This is a genomic window from Pontimicrobium sp. SW4 (assembly GCF_039954625.1).
GTDB lineage: Bacteria > Bacteroidota > Bacteroidia > Flavobacteriales > Flavobacteriaceae > Pontimicrobium.
Genome location: NZ_CP157199.1, coordinates 793,334 through 809,135, shown reverse-complemented (window position 1 = coordinate 809,135; position 15,802 = coordinate 793,334). Strand labels below are relative to the sequence as shown.

The following is a 15,802-nucleotide window of genomic DNA, read 5'->3' as shown; positions in this document are numbered from 1 at the left end:
AAAAGTTAACCAGATTGGGGCTTTACACATACTTTTTTTGGAAACGTTACATCTAGCAAACAAAGTCCGTAAATAAACGATGGAAAGGCAATTCTCATTGCTGAGTGATTAATAGTTAGCAGCCACATAATGTAGAACGAGTAAAAGTAGATGTTCTTTTTATTTTCTAGTCTTAAAAACAACGGTGTTATCAATAAAATTAAAAAAGCTAACGCTCCAAAAGAACCATGCTCTGCTAAAATACGACTCATTTCGTTATGAGATGCAGCTACTTTTCCTGTTCTTTCAAACCTATACTCTTTGTTTTTACCAACTCCAATACCTAGTATTGGATTTTCTAAAAAAGCTTGAAATTCTATTAAAAACAAATCTGTTCTTCCAGTGGCAATATCCTCTTTTTCGACTCCAGCTGCATTTTGATTAGTATATCTATTTTCTATTAGTCCAGAGGTTCTATTTACCGCTAAATACCATACTCCAATACTAATTATTAAAAACAAAAATAAGATACCAGTAGTTTTTGCCAAAAAAGCTTTTTTCCCTTTAAGATAAACAACAATAATAAACAAAACTATAGCTATTGCAGCAGTAAGCATACCTCCCCTAGAAAATGTTACTAAACCTCTAAAAACAATGAAGACCAAGAGTGATAATTCAATAATTGACTGTAAGCCTTTAAACTTATTTAAAATGAAACGTGTAAATAATATAAAAAATCCAGCACCTAAAATTGTTGCTACTTGATTTGGTCCGAAACCACCAGAGGTTGCAAAATTAGATTCTGTTCCAGTAACAACCTCCTTAACACTAGGCGTATACAAAAATAAATATGTTACTAAAGAAATTATTGGTAATACTCCATAAAAAAGTGCTTTAGCCAACTGTTGATAAACTACCTTTTTCCTGTAAAAATAAAAAGCAACAACACCCAATGAAACAGGACCAGCAAGATTAAAAGCTATCATTTTTCTAACCTCATCTGTAATATTATAAGGTGTAAAAGTAATGGTAAGTAATAGAAGCCCTATATAGACAAGATAAATATATCCTTTAACTCGCTTTTGATCTAATAAAAACCCTAAAATCACAAAAAGAATTAATAAATATTTATGAAGCTCGTAAAAGAAAAGACCATCTGTCATTCTAAAAAAAACGTCACTTGTTGCAATGTATGCTGATGCAGCAATTACTGCAAACACCTTATTTCTAGAAAAAATTATTAGTAAAATTGAAAGTCCAACAACAAGTAGGTTAAATAGTTTAGAAACAAAAGGCAGTAAAAAGACACCAAACCCTATTGCAATATGCAATAGAATTAAAAAAACTTCGATATTTTTTATTTTATCCTTTTTCACTTTTTTGTCTATATATATCTAACAAACTTTTAATATATGCTTTTTCTGAAAACTCATTAGTAATTCTTAATTTTAAATTATTCCCTAATAATCTTGCTTTAGTTTTATCACTAATAACTGTTTTAATTGCTGAAGCTAATGCCTTTGGGTTTTCTTTTTCAACTAAAATGCCACTCTCACTCTCAATAGTAATAACTTTTTTACAATCTCCAACATTGGTTGCAATCACAGGCAAGCCAAATAAACCATACTCTAATAAAGAAATTGGCAACCCTTCTGATTTTGATGATAATACACCTATATCGCTTTGAGAGATGATATTGGAAACATCCTCTTTACTGTCATAAAAAAACACACTATCTACTAATTGTAATTTGCTAATTACTAATCTTATTTTCTTAGAATATTCGTCACTAAAATCTTTACCTACACAATGCAATGACCAATCTGGAAACTTTTCTAATACTTTTTTAAAAGCTAAAAACAACGTTTTATGGTCTTTTTGTGGTCTTAAATTTGCTAAATGAAGTATTCTTTTCCCTGAGACACCTTTCAATTTAGTTTTAGCATCTACTTTATCTTGAACTGCAAAGTTAGGCAAGTAAATAACATTATTACATTGTAGCTTTTTTTTATTCCACAGTTTCAAAGCATCATTTACACATATAATATGTGATATATACTTTGAACAAAACTTTAAAATATTTGATTTCCTAGAATTTAAATATTCACTGTTACCATAATGATCGTGCCATACGATTCTTAAAGTTGGATGTAGCCACTTAACAATTGTAGCCAAAAAAAAAGACGTTGAATGTGCGTGAATAACATCGATTTTGTGTTTTCTAACAAATTTGCTTAGTCTTTTTATAGCAAAAATATCTAAAGCATTGACTTTTTTAAGAAACATGTATCCAACATCATCATTTAAACTATTTTTCAAAATTCCTTCTTTCCTTGTTGTACACAAAAAAGACCCCTCAGTTTTTAAAGCTAGAGCATTAGCAATGTTTACTGCCACCCTCTCTGCTCCTCCTGCATCTAATGAATCTATTAATTGTATAACTTTCATGAATGAAGTAACTGTTTTATTTCAGTTTCAAATGTATCTAAAGTATAACTTCTAGACCAATTTTGTGCCTTCTCTATTTTATCTATATAGTTTTTCTCATTTTCTATATAGTTTTGTATTTCTGTTACTATAGTGATTGTGTCTGGAATAACAAGACTACCTCTTATACCATAACCTAACATTTCTGGAATACATGACACACTGGTACTAATAGGTAAACATTTCCAAAACATGGCTTCTGCAACTACTTTAGGCCAACCTTCCGATTTAGATATAAATACTAAAAAATGTGCTTTCTGATAGGCTTGTTTTATTACCTCTTTATCTTCATTTCCGTGCAGAATGACATTAGACTCTAATTTATTTTCTTTTATATAACTCTCTAAGCTTTCTTGTTCACTACCCTCACCATAAATATCTAAGCTAACTAGATATCTTTTTTTTATTAACTCATGCGTTACTTTAACAGAAACTAAAGGTTGCTTGCCTTTACTTAAAGTACCAACAAATAATAGATTAACTTGAGTCTTTAAACTCTTAACACCTACTTCTAGTTCTTCAGATTTCCAATAGGATGCTGTAAAAAATGGCACTATATTTTTAGACTTATCCTTCCAGTTGCCATATACTAATACTTTAATATTACGAGTGAGAAATTCATTTTTTAGAATCCACTTTTGGAATCTGTAAGACAATGGTTGCTTTGCTTTAGGATCCCAATTTCCCGCATACTTAGCTGTCTTTAGTTTTTTAGAAAAAAATAGTTGAACTAAACAACCTAATAACCCAATATTACCTGGACATCGCAAATGAATATGGTCTGCTTGCTTACAAGCTTTAAAAATTTTAAATACGATTAATGGAATTCTAAATAACGATACAATAGCTTTAGACAATGAAATGAAAGCTATTGTTGGAATTTCATGAAATGATAAATTAGTATGTTGATAAGCTATATCAAGTTGTTTTATAGAATCTTTTTTTAATGGAGCAACTACATTAACTTGGTCGACATATTTAAACCATAAGTTCATTTCTTGAACATAAGGCGCATACGCATAATATTCTTGTCCTATTTTTATATGTTCTACATGAGTAATAATTAAGAACTTCATTAAACAGACTTATAAAATTCAATATTCTCTTTTACTAAAGTTTCAATATTGTAATTGCTTAAAACAAACTTTCTAGCATTTTTAGCTATTACTTGGCTCTTTTCTACATTATTTAATCCCCAAATAATATTTTGTGAAATATCTTCTACATCATAAGGATTACATAGTAACCCAGTTTCTTTATGACTAATAGTTTCAGGTCCTGGACCACAGTTAGAAAAGATCACCAACTTTTCCATAGCCATAGCTTCTGGTGCAACCAAACCCTGGGTTTCCATAAGCGAAGGAAATATACATAATTTAGATGTAGCATACTTTTCGGCCAGTTCATTTATCGATACGGAGCCTTTAAAAATTATGCTTTTTGAGCCTTCTCCTAAAGTTGGAATTACTTCTGTCTTTAAAAACTCTATGTATGATCTACCATCTCTAAAAAACCAATCCCTTCCATAAATTTCAAGTTTTACTTCTGGAAAGAATTCTAGCACTTTTTTCATTGCTAAAATTAATTGTCTTATTCCTTTCTTTTCACAAATTGTGCCTGCAAATAAAATTGTATTTTCAGATATGCTTATATCTGGTTTTGGATGAAAAACTTCTAAGTCTATTGGATATCTAATAATCTGTATTTTTTTATCATTATAGCTTAAATACTTGGCTGTATGATCCTTTACATAATTAGAAACTGCAATAAATGCATCTGACTTTTTAAACGATGTTTTTTCTTGAAAGCCTTTCCACCAATTTATTTTGCGCTTTTCAGCTTCTGAAAAAAAATGATGTCCGCCATGAAGCCTTATAATATATTTAATTCCAGATAATTTCTTTAAAAAAGCAAGCCCAAGTTCGGGAGTTTCTAATACATCTATTGGCGTTTCTTTATGTATTTTTTTTAGGCAATTGTTAATAGATTTGCTATTAAACATCCAAGTTAATCCTTTAATTTTTCTAGGTTTTAGCCTATAAACAGTTACGCCCTCAATTATAGAAATTTCTTCTTGATTGGTGTAATTATTTATTCCTACAACACTTACTTTATAACCTTTGTTGACATATGCTTTACTAATAGTTTTAATAAAAGTACCTATTCCACCGTGAGGAAAACCTTCTTTAGGATATTCATGTGTAAAAAAACAAATATGCATTGTAATTTAGTTTAAAAGTAGTTGGGTTATCGCTTGCGCACTATTAGTATCAAAACAATTAATAGTTTCTAGCCATTGCTTTCCTAAGGATTGTTTGTTTTTTAATGTTTTTTCAATAACCTTAATATAATCTTCCTTAGAATTTATCCAATATACTACATCTTTTTCAGGCATTGATTTGAAATGTTGATAGTTATAAATAGTCTTTGTAGACCAATTTTCATCAAGAATTACGTCATAATTTATGTAAGCTGCTGCATTATCAAAAACCGCAAAATCATGTGCCATTGTAGACCCAACATTAATTACTAAATCGCAATGCTTACATATATTTGCTAACAGTTCTACATCTTCAAAATATGGAAATAATTGCGTCCACTGTTTTTGTGTATTACTCCATTTTGGTTCAATAGAAAAAATTAAGTCTTTGTTTTCCTTTATAATATTATTATACCTTCCTGATAAATCAACTGGACTACGTCTAAAAACAATTTGAACTTTTCCGTTTAAACTACTCTCCTTTATAGATGAAACAAAATCTTCTAAATACTTCGGATCGTGAGGTGATGTTAGCTCGTCATCACCAGAAAAACATATGGTAGTTTTATTTAAATCTAGCCCATAGGTACTAAAAAAATCTTCCTTTCTAACTATTTCTACATCTTTATATAGCTCAAATTGAGGTGTTCCAGTTATAAAAATATTTGTAGTCCCTATTTCATTATAATATCTAAGTAATTCATCACGCATATAGTTGGACCAAACTATATATTCTCTAGTTCTTATTGCTAATCTTGCTTTTACTAAATTGTCCCAAGAATAAATTGCTCCAACTGTTTTTATACCTAAAACTTCGGCAGCTTTAAATATTGGAATAGCATTTATTGCTCTTTGATGTGTACAAAAAATAACACTAGGGTTATACTCTTTTAAAAAAGATACTTCGCTTTCTATACTTTTTAAAAGTGATTTTTGATACTTTTCTTCAAAGATCAAAATCCTCTGGTAGTTTTTCCCTATATACTTCCCAAATACCTCAACAACTTTATAAAAACTTTTTTTTAGCCCTTTGTAGTTGCGTTTCCAATTAGTTAAAACTGTTAAATTATTTTCTAGTCTAGAATTATAGTTAAGCCTTCCAAAACATATAGCTTCTCTTAAAAACTTTTGCTTAATAATTTCTTTATATTTAGGAATTGGTCTTTTAGTTAGTGTAATATTATGCAACTTTTCTACTTCATTTAAAGCTTCATTAGATAATGCATGATATATAAGCAAGTCGCAATTTTGCTTTATCAAATTTGGAATGATTTGCGAAAACAAATAATTTCTTATTCCTGTTCCATCTGGAACTACTAATATTACTTTTTTGTTTTTCAACTATAGTTTACTTTAATGAATATCGACAAAATTCTTTTGAGTATTCAATGTCCATAAATCCCCTTCTAACAAAGACTCTAAAAATAATTTCGAACTATTGCCAATTCCAAAAGTTTCATGATCTTTTTCGATTAATTCATGATTGGATTTTAAAGCTTTAAATATAGCATCACTTTTATAGGGGACATTAATAATATGCGAATGAAGTGCCCTGTTTTCTTGCCTACTTCCAATATTAATAGTAGGTATACCATAATAAGGTGCTTCTCTAATTCCTGCACTAGAATTACCTACAATAAAGCTACTGTTTTTTAATAGTGTTAGAAAATACTCAAACCTTATGGATGGGAAAATTCTAAATCTAGAGTTATTTTGTAACATATTATATGCTGCAATTATTTTTTCGGAACCTAAATCGTTATTAGGATATATTACCACATAATTTTTGTTATCCTTTAATAAGGCTTCTACAAAACTTTGCGCATAATCTTCTATTTCATTAAACTCTGTAGTTACTGGATGAAACATTGCCAAAGCATAATTACTAAAAGGAATTTCATAATATTTTTTAACTTCGTCAATTACGGGAAGTTTTTCAGAAAACATAATATCTACATCTGGCGAGCCAATTATTTTAATACTCTTTTCTAATTCACCCATTTGAATTAATCGCTTCTTTGCTTTTTTATTTGATACGTAATGAATATGGCTCATTTTACTAACTGAATGTCTTATAAGTTCATCTACTGTTCCAGATAGTTCTCCTCCTTCTACATGCGCTACTAAAATATTATTTAGTGCGCCTACTATTGCACCAGCCATTGCTTCTACTCTATCTCCATGTACTAATATTAGGTCTGGTCGAATTTCTTTTACATAGTTTGAAAACCCTTCAATAGTCTTAGCCAAAGTTAAATCCATTGTGGCTTCGCTTGTATGATTTTTAAACGCATGCAGATTAGTAAAATTACAGCGTTCAATTTCTATTAGCGTATAACCATAAGTTTCCATAAGATGCATTCCTGTTACAAATACAAAGGGCTCAAAATGTATATCATCTTCAAGAATTTGAATTAAGGATTTAATTTTTCCAAAATCGGCTCTTGTACCAGATAGAAATGCTATTTTTTTATTTTTTTTACTCAAAATCTGTCCATTTTAATTGAACATCTTTCTCTAAATCTTTTTTTGCAGTTTTATTCAAAATTTCAATGAAATTTTCAGCAAGTATTTCTCCTGTACCTGGTCGTTTTACCCAAACATTTTCTTTGGTCAATTTCTCTCCTTTTTTTACTTTTTTTATTGTACAAACAGTTGCGAATGCAAAATCTATAGTAACTTGTTCCTCTTTAGCGGGGGCTTTAATACCTCCTCGCATTTGTGCAAGTTCTTTACTTCCAATTATTAAATCTTTGCATTCTTGCTCGTCCATACTACAAATTATATCTGGTCCAGTTCGTTTTTTATGGTCGGTAAAATGACGCTCTAGTATAGATGCTCCTAAGGCAACTGCACCCAAACATGCATTATTGTTAAGTGTGTGATCACTCAAACCAATTACTTTATTTGGAAATGCTTCTTGTAATTGTTGCATCGCTCCAAACCTTACTAAATGAGGTGGTGTTGGGTATAAATTAGTTGTATGTAATAATGCTATAGGAGTTTCATTTTTTTTAAAAATAGCAACTGCTTTTTTTACATTTTCTATGGTATTCATACCAGTACTTAATATCACAGGTTTTTTGAACTTTGCTATATGCTCCAAAAGTGGATAATTATTGCATTCTCCTGAGCCAATTTTATAAGCTGCAACTTCCATTTTTTGAAGCCTGTTAGCTGCTGCTCTTGAAAAAGGAGTTGATAAAAATATCATTCCTTTACTTTCAACATATGCTTTCAATTCTATTTCATCTTCTTCATTAAGTGCACAACGTTCCATAATCTCATAAATAGAGACATTAGCATTACCAGGAATAACCTTTTTTGCAACAGCACTCATTTCATCTTCCACAATATGGGTTTGATGTTTTACTACCTCAGCTCCTGCTCTGGCAGCCGCATCTACCATTTCTTTAGCTATTTGCAAAGAACCTTCATGATTTATACCAATTTCTGCAATGACTAGAGGTGGATAATCTAATCCAATTTTTCTATCTTGTATTTTAATATATGGATTACTCATTTGGATAATTTTCTAAAACAAATTGTGCATACTTTAAATCTTCTTTAGTATCAATATCTACTAATTCATAAGGGTGATTAACTATAAATGGACAATTTTTACTTCCTAAAATAATATCGTTAAGTATTAAGTCTACTTTAGAAATATATAATAACCCATTTTCAAAATATAAAGGCTCCATATCTTGACTTCTTTGTCCCATTTTGTAATTAAATGGTATAAAATTATCATTATCGATTTTTCCTAGTTTGCGTTTACTAGATGACACCGTCATAAGGCTATCGAAATCACCATCAACATATTTAACATATGCTTCCTTTAATAGTTGCTTTTGGCGTAACGGATTTGTTGGCTGTAAAAGTATAATATTATCTACTGTTTCATTTATAGTCTCTAATACATGTTTTAGAGCTGAAACTGTCGTAGAGAAATCTCCAGATAATTCTTCTGGTCTATCTATAACTTTAACTCCTAAATCTAACGATAAAGATTTTATGTTTTCATCATTTGTAGATACATAGATATCACTTATTATGTCTCGATTAGCTTTAGCAAAATTTATACTATGAGCTATTAAAGGCATATCGCTAAGCATAAGCATGTTTTTGTTAGGCAATCTTTTCGATCCCCCTCTAGCTGGTATTATGGCAATATTTTTAACTTTCACTAATGGCTTTAATAAATTTCTTCTCCCAATCATTATAATCCCAAATTTTGCTTGTCATGGTTTTATTTGGTCGTATTTTTCCAAAGTTAGTATCTTTTCTGGCTAAGTTAAATGCTTCTATCCAATTTTCTATATCATTTACTCTTTCAACTAAATAAACACGATCTAAACCATTAAGGACTTCTGGTATTGCGCCTTTATTAGATGCAATAACGGCATTACCACATTTTAAAGCTTCTACCATAGAAAGCCCAAAACCTTCATTATAAAAAGTAGTAAACATATAGTAATTGCTGATTTTTAAATATGTTGCAACCTCTTCATTACTTATACGTCCAATATTATTAACTCTTGGATGATTATAAATACTATTACTACCTACTATAATAACTTTTAAATCTCGGTGATTTTTTAATAATTCTTCGATTATTTTATGAAAAATATGAATGCCTTTTTTGGGCCTATCGTTAGCTACCCATATTAATATTTCATCGTTACTTACATATCCTTTTTCTTCTCTTTGTTTAATAATTTTTTTTTCATCTAACGGAAAAAAAGTATTTGAATCTACTCCATTTCCAACAACTTTTACTTTTGGAAATTTTTGCGGGTACTTTTCTTTACTAAACTCATAGCCTAATTGCGATAAAAATAATATTTTATCTACTTTGTGTAGTATCTCCTTTTTTAAATTAAGTTCAAATCCATGAAACGAAAAAACTATCTCTATTGGACATTTGTAGCTGTTCTTAGTTAACGTTATTGCTTCCAATAAATGGGCATCGTCCATAACAACAACAGTAATTTTGTTTGCTCTTTTTGATAAAAGTTTAATTTTATGAATATAATCTTTTGCAACCCAAAACTTTAAATTTAATCCTCTAACTTCTTTTCGCCAGATAATAAATTTCCTTTTTTTGCAATTTAGATATTTCTCATTATAACTTGAAGGTGATAAAATATAATCAAAAAAAGTAGTATTTGCATTCAGTTTAGATATTCTAGTGGTCCAACTACCTATTCCATTTGTTGGAATTTTTGCACTACTAACCAATATTTTTAACGATTTACTCATTAATATGGCTGTTTTACACCCATATAGGCAAAATAATATTTCTTGAGTTTTTTGAAAAATAATTTATGAAGTAGTTTCCCTATTTTAAAGCTCATTGAGCCTAATGGTTTAACTTTAGGAAGCATACCAATAGTTTGATAAACGCTAGAACTATTTTCAATACTATCCATTTCTTTATTCATCCATGGTTGTATGGTATTTCCTAAATGATACGCATAATTCTCAAGTGTTGCCAGCTTTAAAAATCCTGATACATCATTTGGTTTATCCAAGTACTCGCCTTCGCTTCCTCCAACAATTTTAAATTTACAATTTTCGTTTGGAGCTGCCGTAAATACTTCTGCTCTAAAAGTGGCTACAAAATGACCACAACCAATTACGGCTTTTCCTTGTTTATTTGAAAGTACTAGGTGTTTTTTCAAATGCGTTTCATTATACATTTTTCTACCAATGCTCTTTTCGAACTTTAAAAGTCCATCTGGATTATTTATTTCCTCAAAAATCAATTTTCCTTTAAAAAAAGCATAATAAATAGTGCTATTTAAATATTCACCTCGGTAGGCAATGCTACTTGGTACAGGTGACACCATACCACATTCAGGAAACGCTACCATCGTCTTTTCTACAGCTTGTTGCCAATTAGGTAAAAACATAACGTCTGCATCAGAAATAGTTATTATAGGTTCTAAATTACTCTTAATTGCTGCATAAAGTGCGTTTACTTTTCCTAAATTAATTTTAGAATTAAGTAACTGGTCAATGCTTTCATGTTTTTGATACAGTTCTTCTAGATATATAGATACTTCATTGCATGAAGCGTTATTAATTATTGAAATTCTGGTTTTTTGGTGTATTGTTTTTAATAAAGAACTAATACATAATTTTAAAATTTTTAAACCATCTTTAAAATAGGGTTCGGTTAGATTTGGAATATAGACAGGTATGACAACTCTATGATAAGCATCAACTTCTAAAATATTTTGTTCCTTCTCTGGATTATTTCCTATTCTCATAAAAATCAATAAGTAGCTTCAATCCTTCCTCTAAAGATATTTGTTCTTTACCTAATAAAGCTTTCATTTTTGAAGTATCTGGGCATCTCCTAGCCATATCTCCTTCTTTTAAAGCTGGAGCATGTATAATTTCTGAATTTGAATTAGACACTCTAATAATAGTATTAGCTAATTCTAAAACAGTTATTTCTTTATCACTTCCTATATTAATTACTTCATTATGACATTTAGGGTCTTTCAATGCTTTAATGCAGGTTTCAATATTATCGTCTACAAAACAAAATGATCGCGTTTGCTGACCGTCTCCATAAATATAAATTGGCTCATTTTTTAAAGCGGCTTTTAAAAATTTAGGAATAACAAAATCTTCACTTTGATTTGGTCCATACGTATTGAAAAACCTAAAAATTGTATATTCCAGACCGTATTCTTGGTAGTAAGATTTAAAAAATGCTTCTCCAACATTTTTCACAATGGCATATGGTAATCTTGAATTTAAAGGTGTTGTTTGCTCGTTTTGTGGAATTTCAAATGGTTCTCCATATACTTCAGAAGAACTTGAATAAAACACCCTTTTAACACAACTGTTTTTAGCTAGTGATAGAATGTTCTTTATGCCTTCAATATCCTCTAATACCATCATTGGATTTTCTAACGTACGCTTTACGCCAACAACTGCCGCAAAATGAAATACATAATCAAAATTGAATCTTCCAAAAATGGGTACAATATCATTGTAGTTATTTACATTAGCTTTAATAAAAGTGATATTATCCTTTTTGGGGATTTTAGTTATAGAGCCTGTTAAAAAATTATCTACTATTACTATTTGGTTATTAGCATCTTTAGATAATTCTAGTGTTAAGGCACTTCCTATATTTCCTGCTCCACCAGTAATTAAATATTTGGTTACGCTCATGTAATTAACTTTTTAATAATTGTTTTTTGAACCCTAAAATTAACAAACCAAAATGGATTAATCTTGAACATGTTACCTATAGTTTTCCAAAAATTAGTTTTAATCATTTTACATTGCATTAAACAAAGATTTAGCACCAGTTTTTTGTAAATATCCTTTTTAATAGTCTCTTTATTATAATAACGCTTTACTACATCAAACAAATATAACGGTAAAAAAATGTATTTCTCTTGATGGTTTGATACATTATTTTCGTGTTGTCTGTACCTAACAAGAGGCGCATCTATATAATAAAACTTGGTATGAAATGCACATCTAGACCAATACTCGACATCTTCTCCTGCATGTGGCATAATTTCATTGAAGTAACCTACATCTTTAACAATTTCTTTTCTAATAAGAGGTGTGGAACTCATTATAGTCCAATTACCAATCATTTTAGTTAAAACGTCTCCATGCTTTACATTAGTGTGTCCTGGCTTTCCTACTATCTCTTTTAATTGCTTTCCTTCTCCATCAATTGTGCTACAATATGAGTGCACCAATCCAAAGTCTTTATTTTTATCTAAAGTTTTAACCTGAGTTTCTATTTTATTAGGTAACCATAAATCATCATCATCAACAAATGCAATATAAGCGCCTTTAGCATTATTAATTCCAATGTTCCTTGGCTTACACGGGCTTCCACTATTATCTATTTTTATATAACTAAGATTTTTATATTCACTGCATAATTTCTCATTTTCAACACCAGGTGTTCCATCATCTACTACAATAATTTCAATATTGCTATAGGTTTGACTAACAATACTATTTAAAGTTTCCTTTAAATAGTGAGTACGCTTATAGGTTGGTATAACAACAGAGACCAGTGGTTGCGACATTATTTAAGCATATTATAACTAAATCTTAGCGTAAATTTAAAACATTCTTTTAGACTTCTTAGCTTATAAAAACGCTTCAGGAAAAACATAAAATGGTGCTTTTTTAATTCTTTTGTGATTACTAAAAATACTTCATACTTTTTTAAGTTCTTAATAGCAATTGTTCTAGAAAATGTATTTTGTTTTTCTAAAACTAAATCTCTAAAAAATAGTCGTTTAGCATCTTTTTTATTGTTATTTAATGTTCCTGAAATACTCTTTGAAGAGAGTCTGAACCTTAAATAAGCCTCATTGCAACTTACTATGTTTCGTCCATTAGAAAACTCTAACCATGCCATATCATCACTACACCAAGCTAAAGGATAATCTCTAAAACCATACTTATTATAACTTGCTATGCTAAAAACATATTCCGAAAGACTACTATGCTTACTCCCATAATATTTTTCTGTAAACGCTTCTGCAGCCATTTGTGTTTTTGGATTATGTTGAATACTACCTAATGCGGCACCCTTTTCATTAATTTTAAGTGTTGCAAAACGAAGTAGCTTACTCTTTTGTAATTTAAGATTTGATAATTCTCTATAAAAGCATTCAACAAAGTTTTCTGATAAACAATCATCATCACCTAAAATACAAGCCCAAGTTTCGTTGTTTATAAGCTTAAGGCATCTATCCCATTGTTTAGTTAAGCTTTTACTACCTAAATTATCGGCAAATCGATGGTATTTAATTGGTATATCGTTCTTGAATTTATCTACAAGATTATCTATAGACTGTTCACTAGCGTCGTCTCCTATATAAACCATAAATCTTTTATCGGTTTGCTGCTGTAACGACAGTAATGTTTCTTCAAAAAAATCGTTTTTAAAATATGGTATAACAATAGCTAAAGTATTATCCATTTATCTATCCTTCATTTTTAATAACTCTTGCCATACTTTCACAATGCTTTCATCTTCTTGCTTCATACTGTATTCGCTCTCAATAAATTTTGATGCTTCTAAACCTACTTTTCCCATTTTCTTTGGGTTACTATCAAAATCCAACATTACTTGCTCTAGTATTTTTGCAAACTTTGTAACGTTTCTTTGTGGAACTTTATAAGTGATATTAGGTAAAAAATATTCTTCTCCGCCCTGTCCTGCATAACCAACAACTATACAACCACAACTCATAGCTTCGGCTGGTGGCATTCCAAATCCTTCTCTATGATTAAAGCTTAAGAAAATAGCACTTTCTTTTAAAACTCCTGCTACTTCTTCTTCTTTCAATCCTTGAATTGAAACAATGTTCCAACCAACTAAAACACCTCTTATATCTAAAATATTCAGAATCTGCTCAGAGTCTTCTCTAAGTTTTCTAGGCATAAAAGCTATTTGCTTTTTTTTATTTGCCTGAAAAGAAAAAATATTTTTATCAATACCATATCTTACTCGATAAACTGGTTTATCCACAAGAAAGCTTTCCACATAAGACACAGCATCGACTGAGGCTACAATAACACCTTGTAATCTATCTTGTTTATAGATTGATGTATTAGAATTGGCTTGATTTGGAATGCCATAACCTCTAAACGAATAATAGCAGTTTTGATTGTAAACTACCGTTTTTTGATCTTGAAAAACTGTATTAATTGCTTTTCCATAAAACTCTGGAAACACAATAATATCATCTGGATTTAGTACTAACTTTTTATTATTAATAGATTTATCGTACTCTATCTCAGGTTTAAAAGTCTTTTTAACTAGTGTCTTAATTTTCTTTTTAAAATTGCTATTAGAGCTTTTATCTAGTTTAGCAATTATAGGATGCCAAACTACTGGAGTCTCATTTTTAAACCAATTAACTTTAAAATGTCTATGTCCATGAACCACATAAACCTTAAATCCATTTTTATTTAAAACATCAACCTGTCTGTACAATTGCTTAATACCTCCTGCTGGCGTGTTTAAATCTGGGCAAATAAAATAGATATGGCTCATTATATATCTTTAACTATAATTAAAAGTATTGCTTTTTTTAATAAATACGTATCCTTTATTAAATACATTATACACAATTGAGACTATTAAAACCGAAGGTAAGTGTTTAAAAAAGTACTTGTTAAATATGTCTTTTCTACTAAAATGTGCTTTTAAATAATAATATGCTGCGTATAATGATGCTTTTCTGTTTTTTTCCATAGACTGTTGCATAAAAATTCTATGGATATCATGGAGCAAAAAAACACATGTTGCATGGTTAAGTTTTAGATTCTTATTTTTAAGAAAGTGATATCTCACACGTAAGCTAGAATATGCTTTTGCGAAAGCATTTGTTTTTGAATATGAAATACTATCCTCATTGGCTATTACTCTAACCAAGACCTTAGGTAAAATAACATAGTTAGGATCTACTTGCATTACTTTTACATGAAAATCATATTCTTGGGATTGTTGTAAACTCTCATCAAAAACTAATTCATTCTCTTTTAAAAATACTGACTTATACATGACTGCATGTATTGGCCAAAAGGTTTTAAAACTTATATAATCGTTTATTCGATTATTCGATTCTAAAATACCTCCATGAAATCCATCTAATATTTTTCCGCTTCTTGTAACCCATTCACTTTTACAAATACTATAATTCGCCTTTGTCGCTTGAATATTTTTTAGTTGCAATTCTAAATACTCAGGACACATATAATCATCACTATCAAAAAAACCTATAAAGTCCCCTTTTGCTTGTTCCAATCCAAAATTTCTACAAGCATTGGCACCTTTAGGTTTATTTTTTGGTCTCTCAAGAAGTTTGAAACGCTTGTCGTCTATAGCATAATTCTCAATTATTTTAATAGAATCATCTTTGGAGCCATCATCAACTACCAAACATTCCCAATTTGTATAAGTTTGTAATACAAGACTATTTAAAGTATCTTTTATAACACTAGCCCTATTGTAAGTAGGTATGATGATTGATATTAATACGTTAGTGTCCAATTTTAAGTTTA

15 protein-coding genes are annotated in these 15,802 nt (G+C 29.7%); all 15 read right to left on the bottom strand.

Annotated features, from left to right (window positions below):
• Positions 1 to 5: 5 nt before the first annotated feature.
• Genes ABGB03_RS03785 through ABGB03_RS03715 form a run of 15 tightly spaced genes read right to left on the bottom strand, consistent with a single transcriptional unit; the run spans position 6 to position 15,791 of the window.
• Positions 6 to 1,355: an O-antigen ligase family protein gene (locus tag ABGB03_RS03785; protein WP_347924963.1), complete on the bottom strand. Its 1,350-nt coding sequence runs from the start codon at positions 1,353 to 1,355 to the stop codon at positions 6 to 8.
• Entirely contained in the window at positions 1,342 to 2,427 is a 1,086-nt protein-coding gene (locus ABGB03_RS03780; RefSeq protein ID WP_347924962.1) for a glycosyltransferase, read from the bottom strand. Before ABGB03_RS03780 ends, ABGB03_RS03785 begins: the two co-directional genes overlap by 14 nt.
• Positions 2,424 to 3,542 (bottom strand): glycosyltransferase, encoded by a 1,119-nt coding sequence (locus ABGB03_RS03775; protein WP_347924960.1) that lies wholly within the window; start codon positions 3,540 to 3,542, stop codon positions 2,424 to 2,426. The genes ABGB03_RS03780 and ABGB03_RS03775 overlap by 4 nt, the downstream gene beginning before the upstream one ends.
• Complete coding sequence (locus tag ABGB03_RS03770; RefSeq protein ID WP_347924958.1) at positions 3,542 to 4,687, bottom strand: glycosyltransferase family 4 protein; 1,146 nt, start codon at positions 4,685 to 4,687, stop codon at positions 3,542 to 3,544. The genes ABGB03_RS03775 and ABGB03_RS03770 overlap by 1 nt, the downstream gene beginning before the upstream one ends.
• Before the next feature lie 6 nt (positions 4,688 to 4,693).
• Positions 4,694 to 6,067: a hypothetical protein gene (locus ABGB03_RS03765; protein ID WP_347924956.1), complete on the bottom strand. Its 1,374-nt coding sequence runs from the start codon at positions 6,065 to 6,067 to the stop codon at positions 4,694 to 4,696.
• Between the two features lie 12 nt (positions 6,068 to 6,079).
• Positions 6,080 to 7,213: a UDP-N-acetylglucosamine 2-epimerase gene (neuC, locus tag ABGB03_RS03760; protein WP_347924954.1), complete on the bottom strand. Its 1,134-nt coding sequence runs from the start codon at positions 7,211 to 7,213 to the stop codon at positions 6,080 to 6,082.
• Complete coding sequence (gene neuB / locus ABGB03_RS03755; protein ID WP_347924952.1) at positions 7,206 to 8,249, bottom strand: N-acetylneuraminate synthase; 1,044 nt, start codon at positions 8,247 to 8,249, stop codon at positions 7,206 to 7,208. Before neuB ends, neuC begins: the two co-directional genes overlap by 8 nt.
• Complete coding sequence (locus tag ABGB03_RS03750; RefSeq protein WP_347924950.1) at positions 8,242 to 8,949, bottom strand: acylneuraminate cytidylyltransferase family protein; 708 nt, start codon at positions 8,947 to 8,949, stop codon at positions 8,242 to 8,244. The genes neuB and ABGB03_RS03750 overlap by 8 nt, the downstream gene beginning before the upstream one ends.
• Positions 8,906 to 9,991, bottom strand: coding sequence for a glycosyltransferase family 4 protein (locus tag ABGB03_RS03745; RefSeq protein ID WP_347924948.1), 1,086 nt, complete (start codon positions 9,989 to 9,991; stop codon positions 8,906 to 8,908). Before ABGB03_RS03745 ends, ABGB03_RS03750 begins: the two co-directional genes overlap by 44 nt.
• The gene (locus tag ABGB03_RS03740) at positions 9,991 to 11,004 is read right to left on the bottom strand and encodes a glycosyltransferase family A protein (RefSeq protein ID WP_347924946.1); all 1,014 of its coding nucleotides are present in this window, start codon (positions 11,002 to 11,004) and stop codon (positions 9,991 to 9,993) included. The genes ABGB03_RS03745 and ABGB03_RS03740 overlap by 1 nt, the downstream gene beginning before the upstream one ends.
• Positions 10,988 to 11,923, bottom strand: coding sequence for an NAD-dependent epimerase/dehydratase family protein (locus ABGB03_RS03735; RefSeq protein ID WP_347924944.1), 936 nt, complete (start codon positions 11,921 to 11,923; stop codon positions 10,988 to 10,990). The genes ABGB03_RS03740 and ABGB03_RS03735 overlap by 17 nt, the downstream gene beginning before the upstream one ends.
• Positions 11,920 to 12,807 carry a glycosyltransferase gene (locus ABGB03_RS03730; protein ID WP_347924942.1) on the bottom strand — a complete coding sequence of 296 codons (888 nt, stop codon included), beginning with the start codon at positions 12,805 to 12,807 and terminating at the stop codon, positions 11,920 to 11,922. Before ABGB03_RS03730 ends, ABGB03_RS03735 begins: the two co-directional genes overlap by 4 nt.
• Positions 12,807 to 13,712, bottom strand: a complete 906-nt coding sequence (locus tag ABGB03_RS03725; RefSeq protein ID WP_347924940.1) for a glycosyltransferase family A protein — start codon at positions 13,710 to 13,712, stop codon at positions 12,807 to 12,809. The genes ABGB03_RS03730 and ABGB03_RS03725 overlap by 1 nt, the downstream gene beginning before the upstream one ends.
• Positions 13,713 to 14,792 carry a glycosyltransferase gene (locus ABGB03_RS03720; RefSeq protein WP_347924938.1) on the bottom strand — a complete coding sequence of 360 codons (1,080 nt, stop codon included), beginning with the start codon at positions 14,790 to 14,792 and terminating at the stop codon, positions 13,713 to 13,715.
• Between the two features lie 9 nt (positions 14,793 to 14,801).
• Positions 14,802 to 15,791, bottom strand: a complete 990-nt coding sequence (locus ABGB03_RS03715; RefSeq protein WP_347924936.1) for a glycosyltransferase family 2 protein — start codon at positions 15,789 to 15,791, stop codon at positions 14,802 to 14,804.
• Positions 15,792 to 15,802 lie beyond the last annotated feature (11 nt).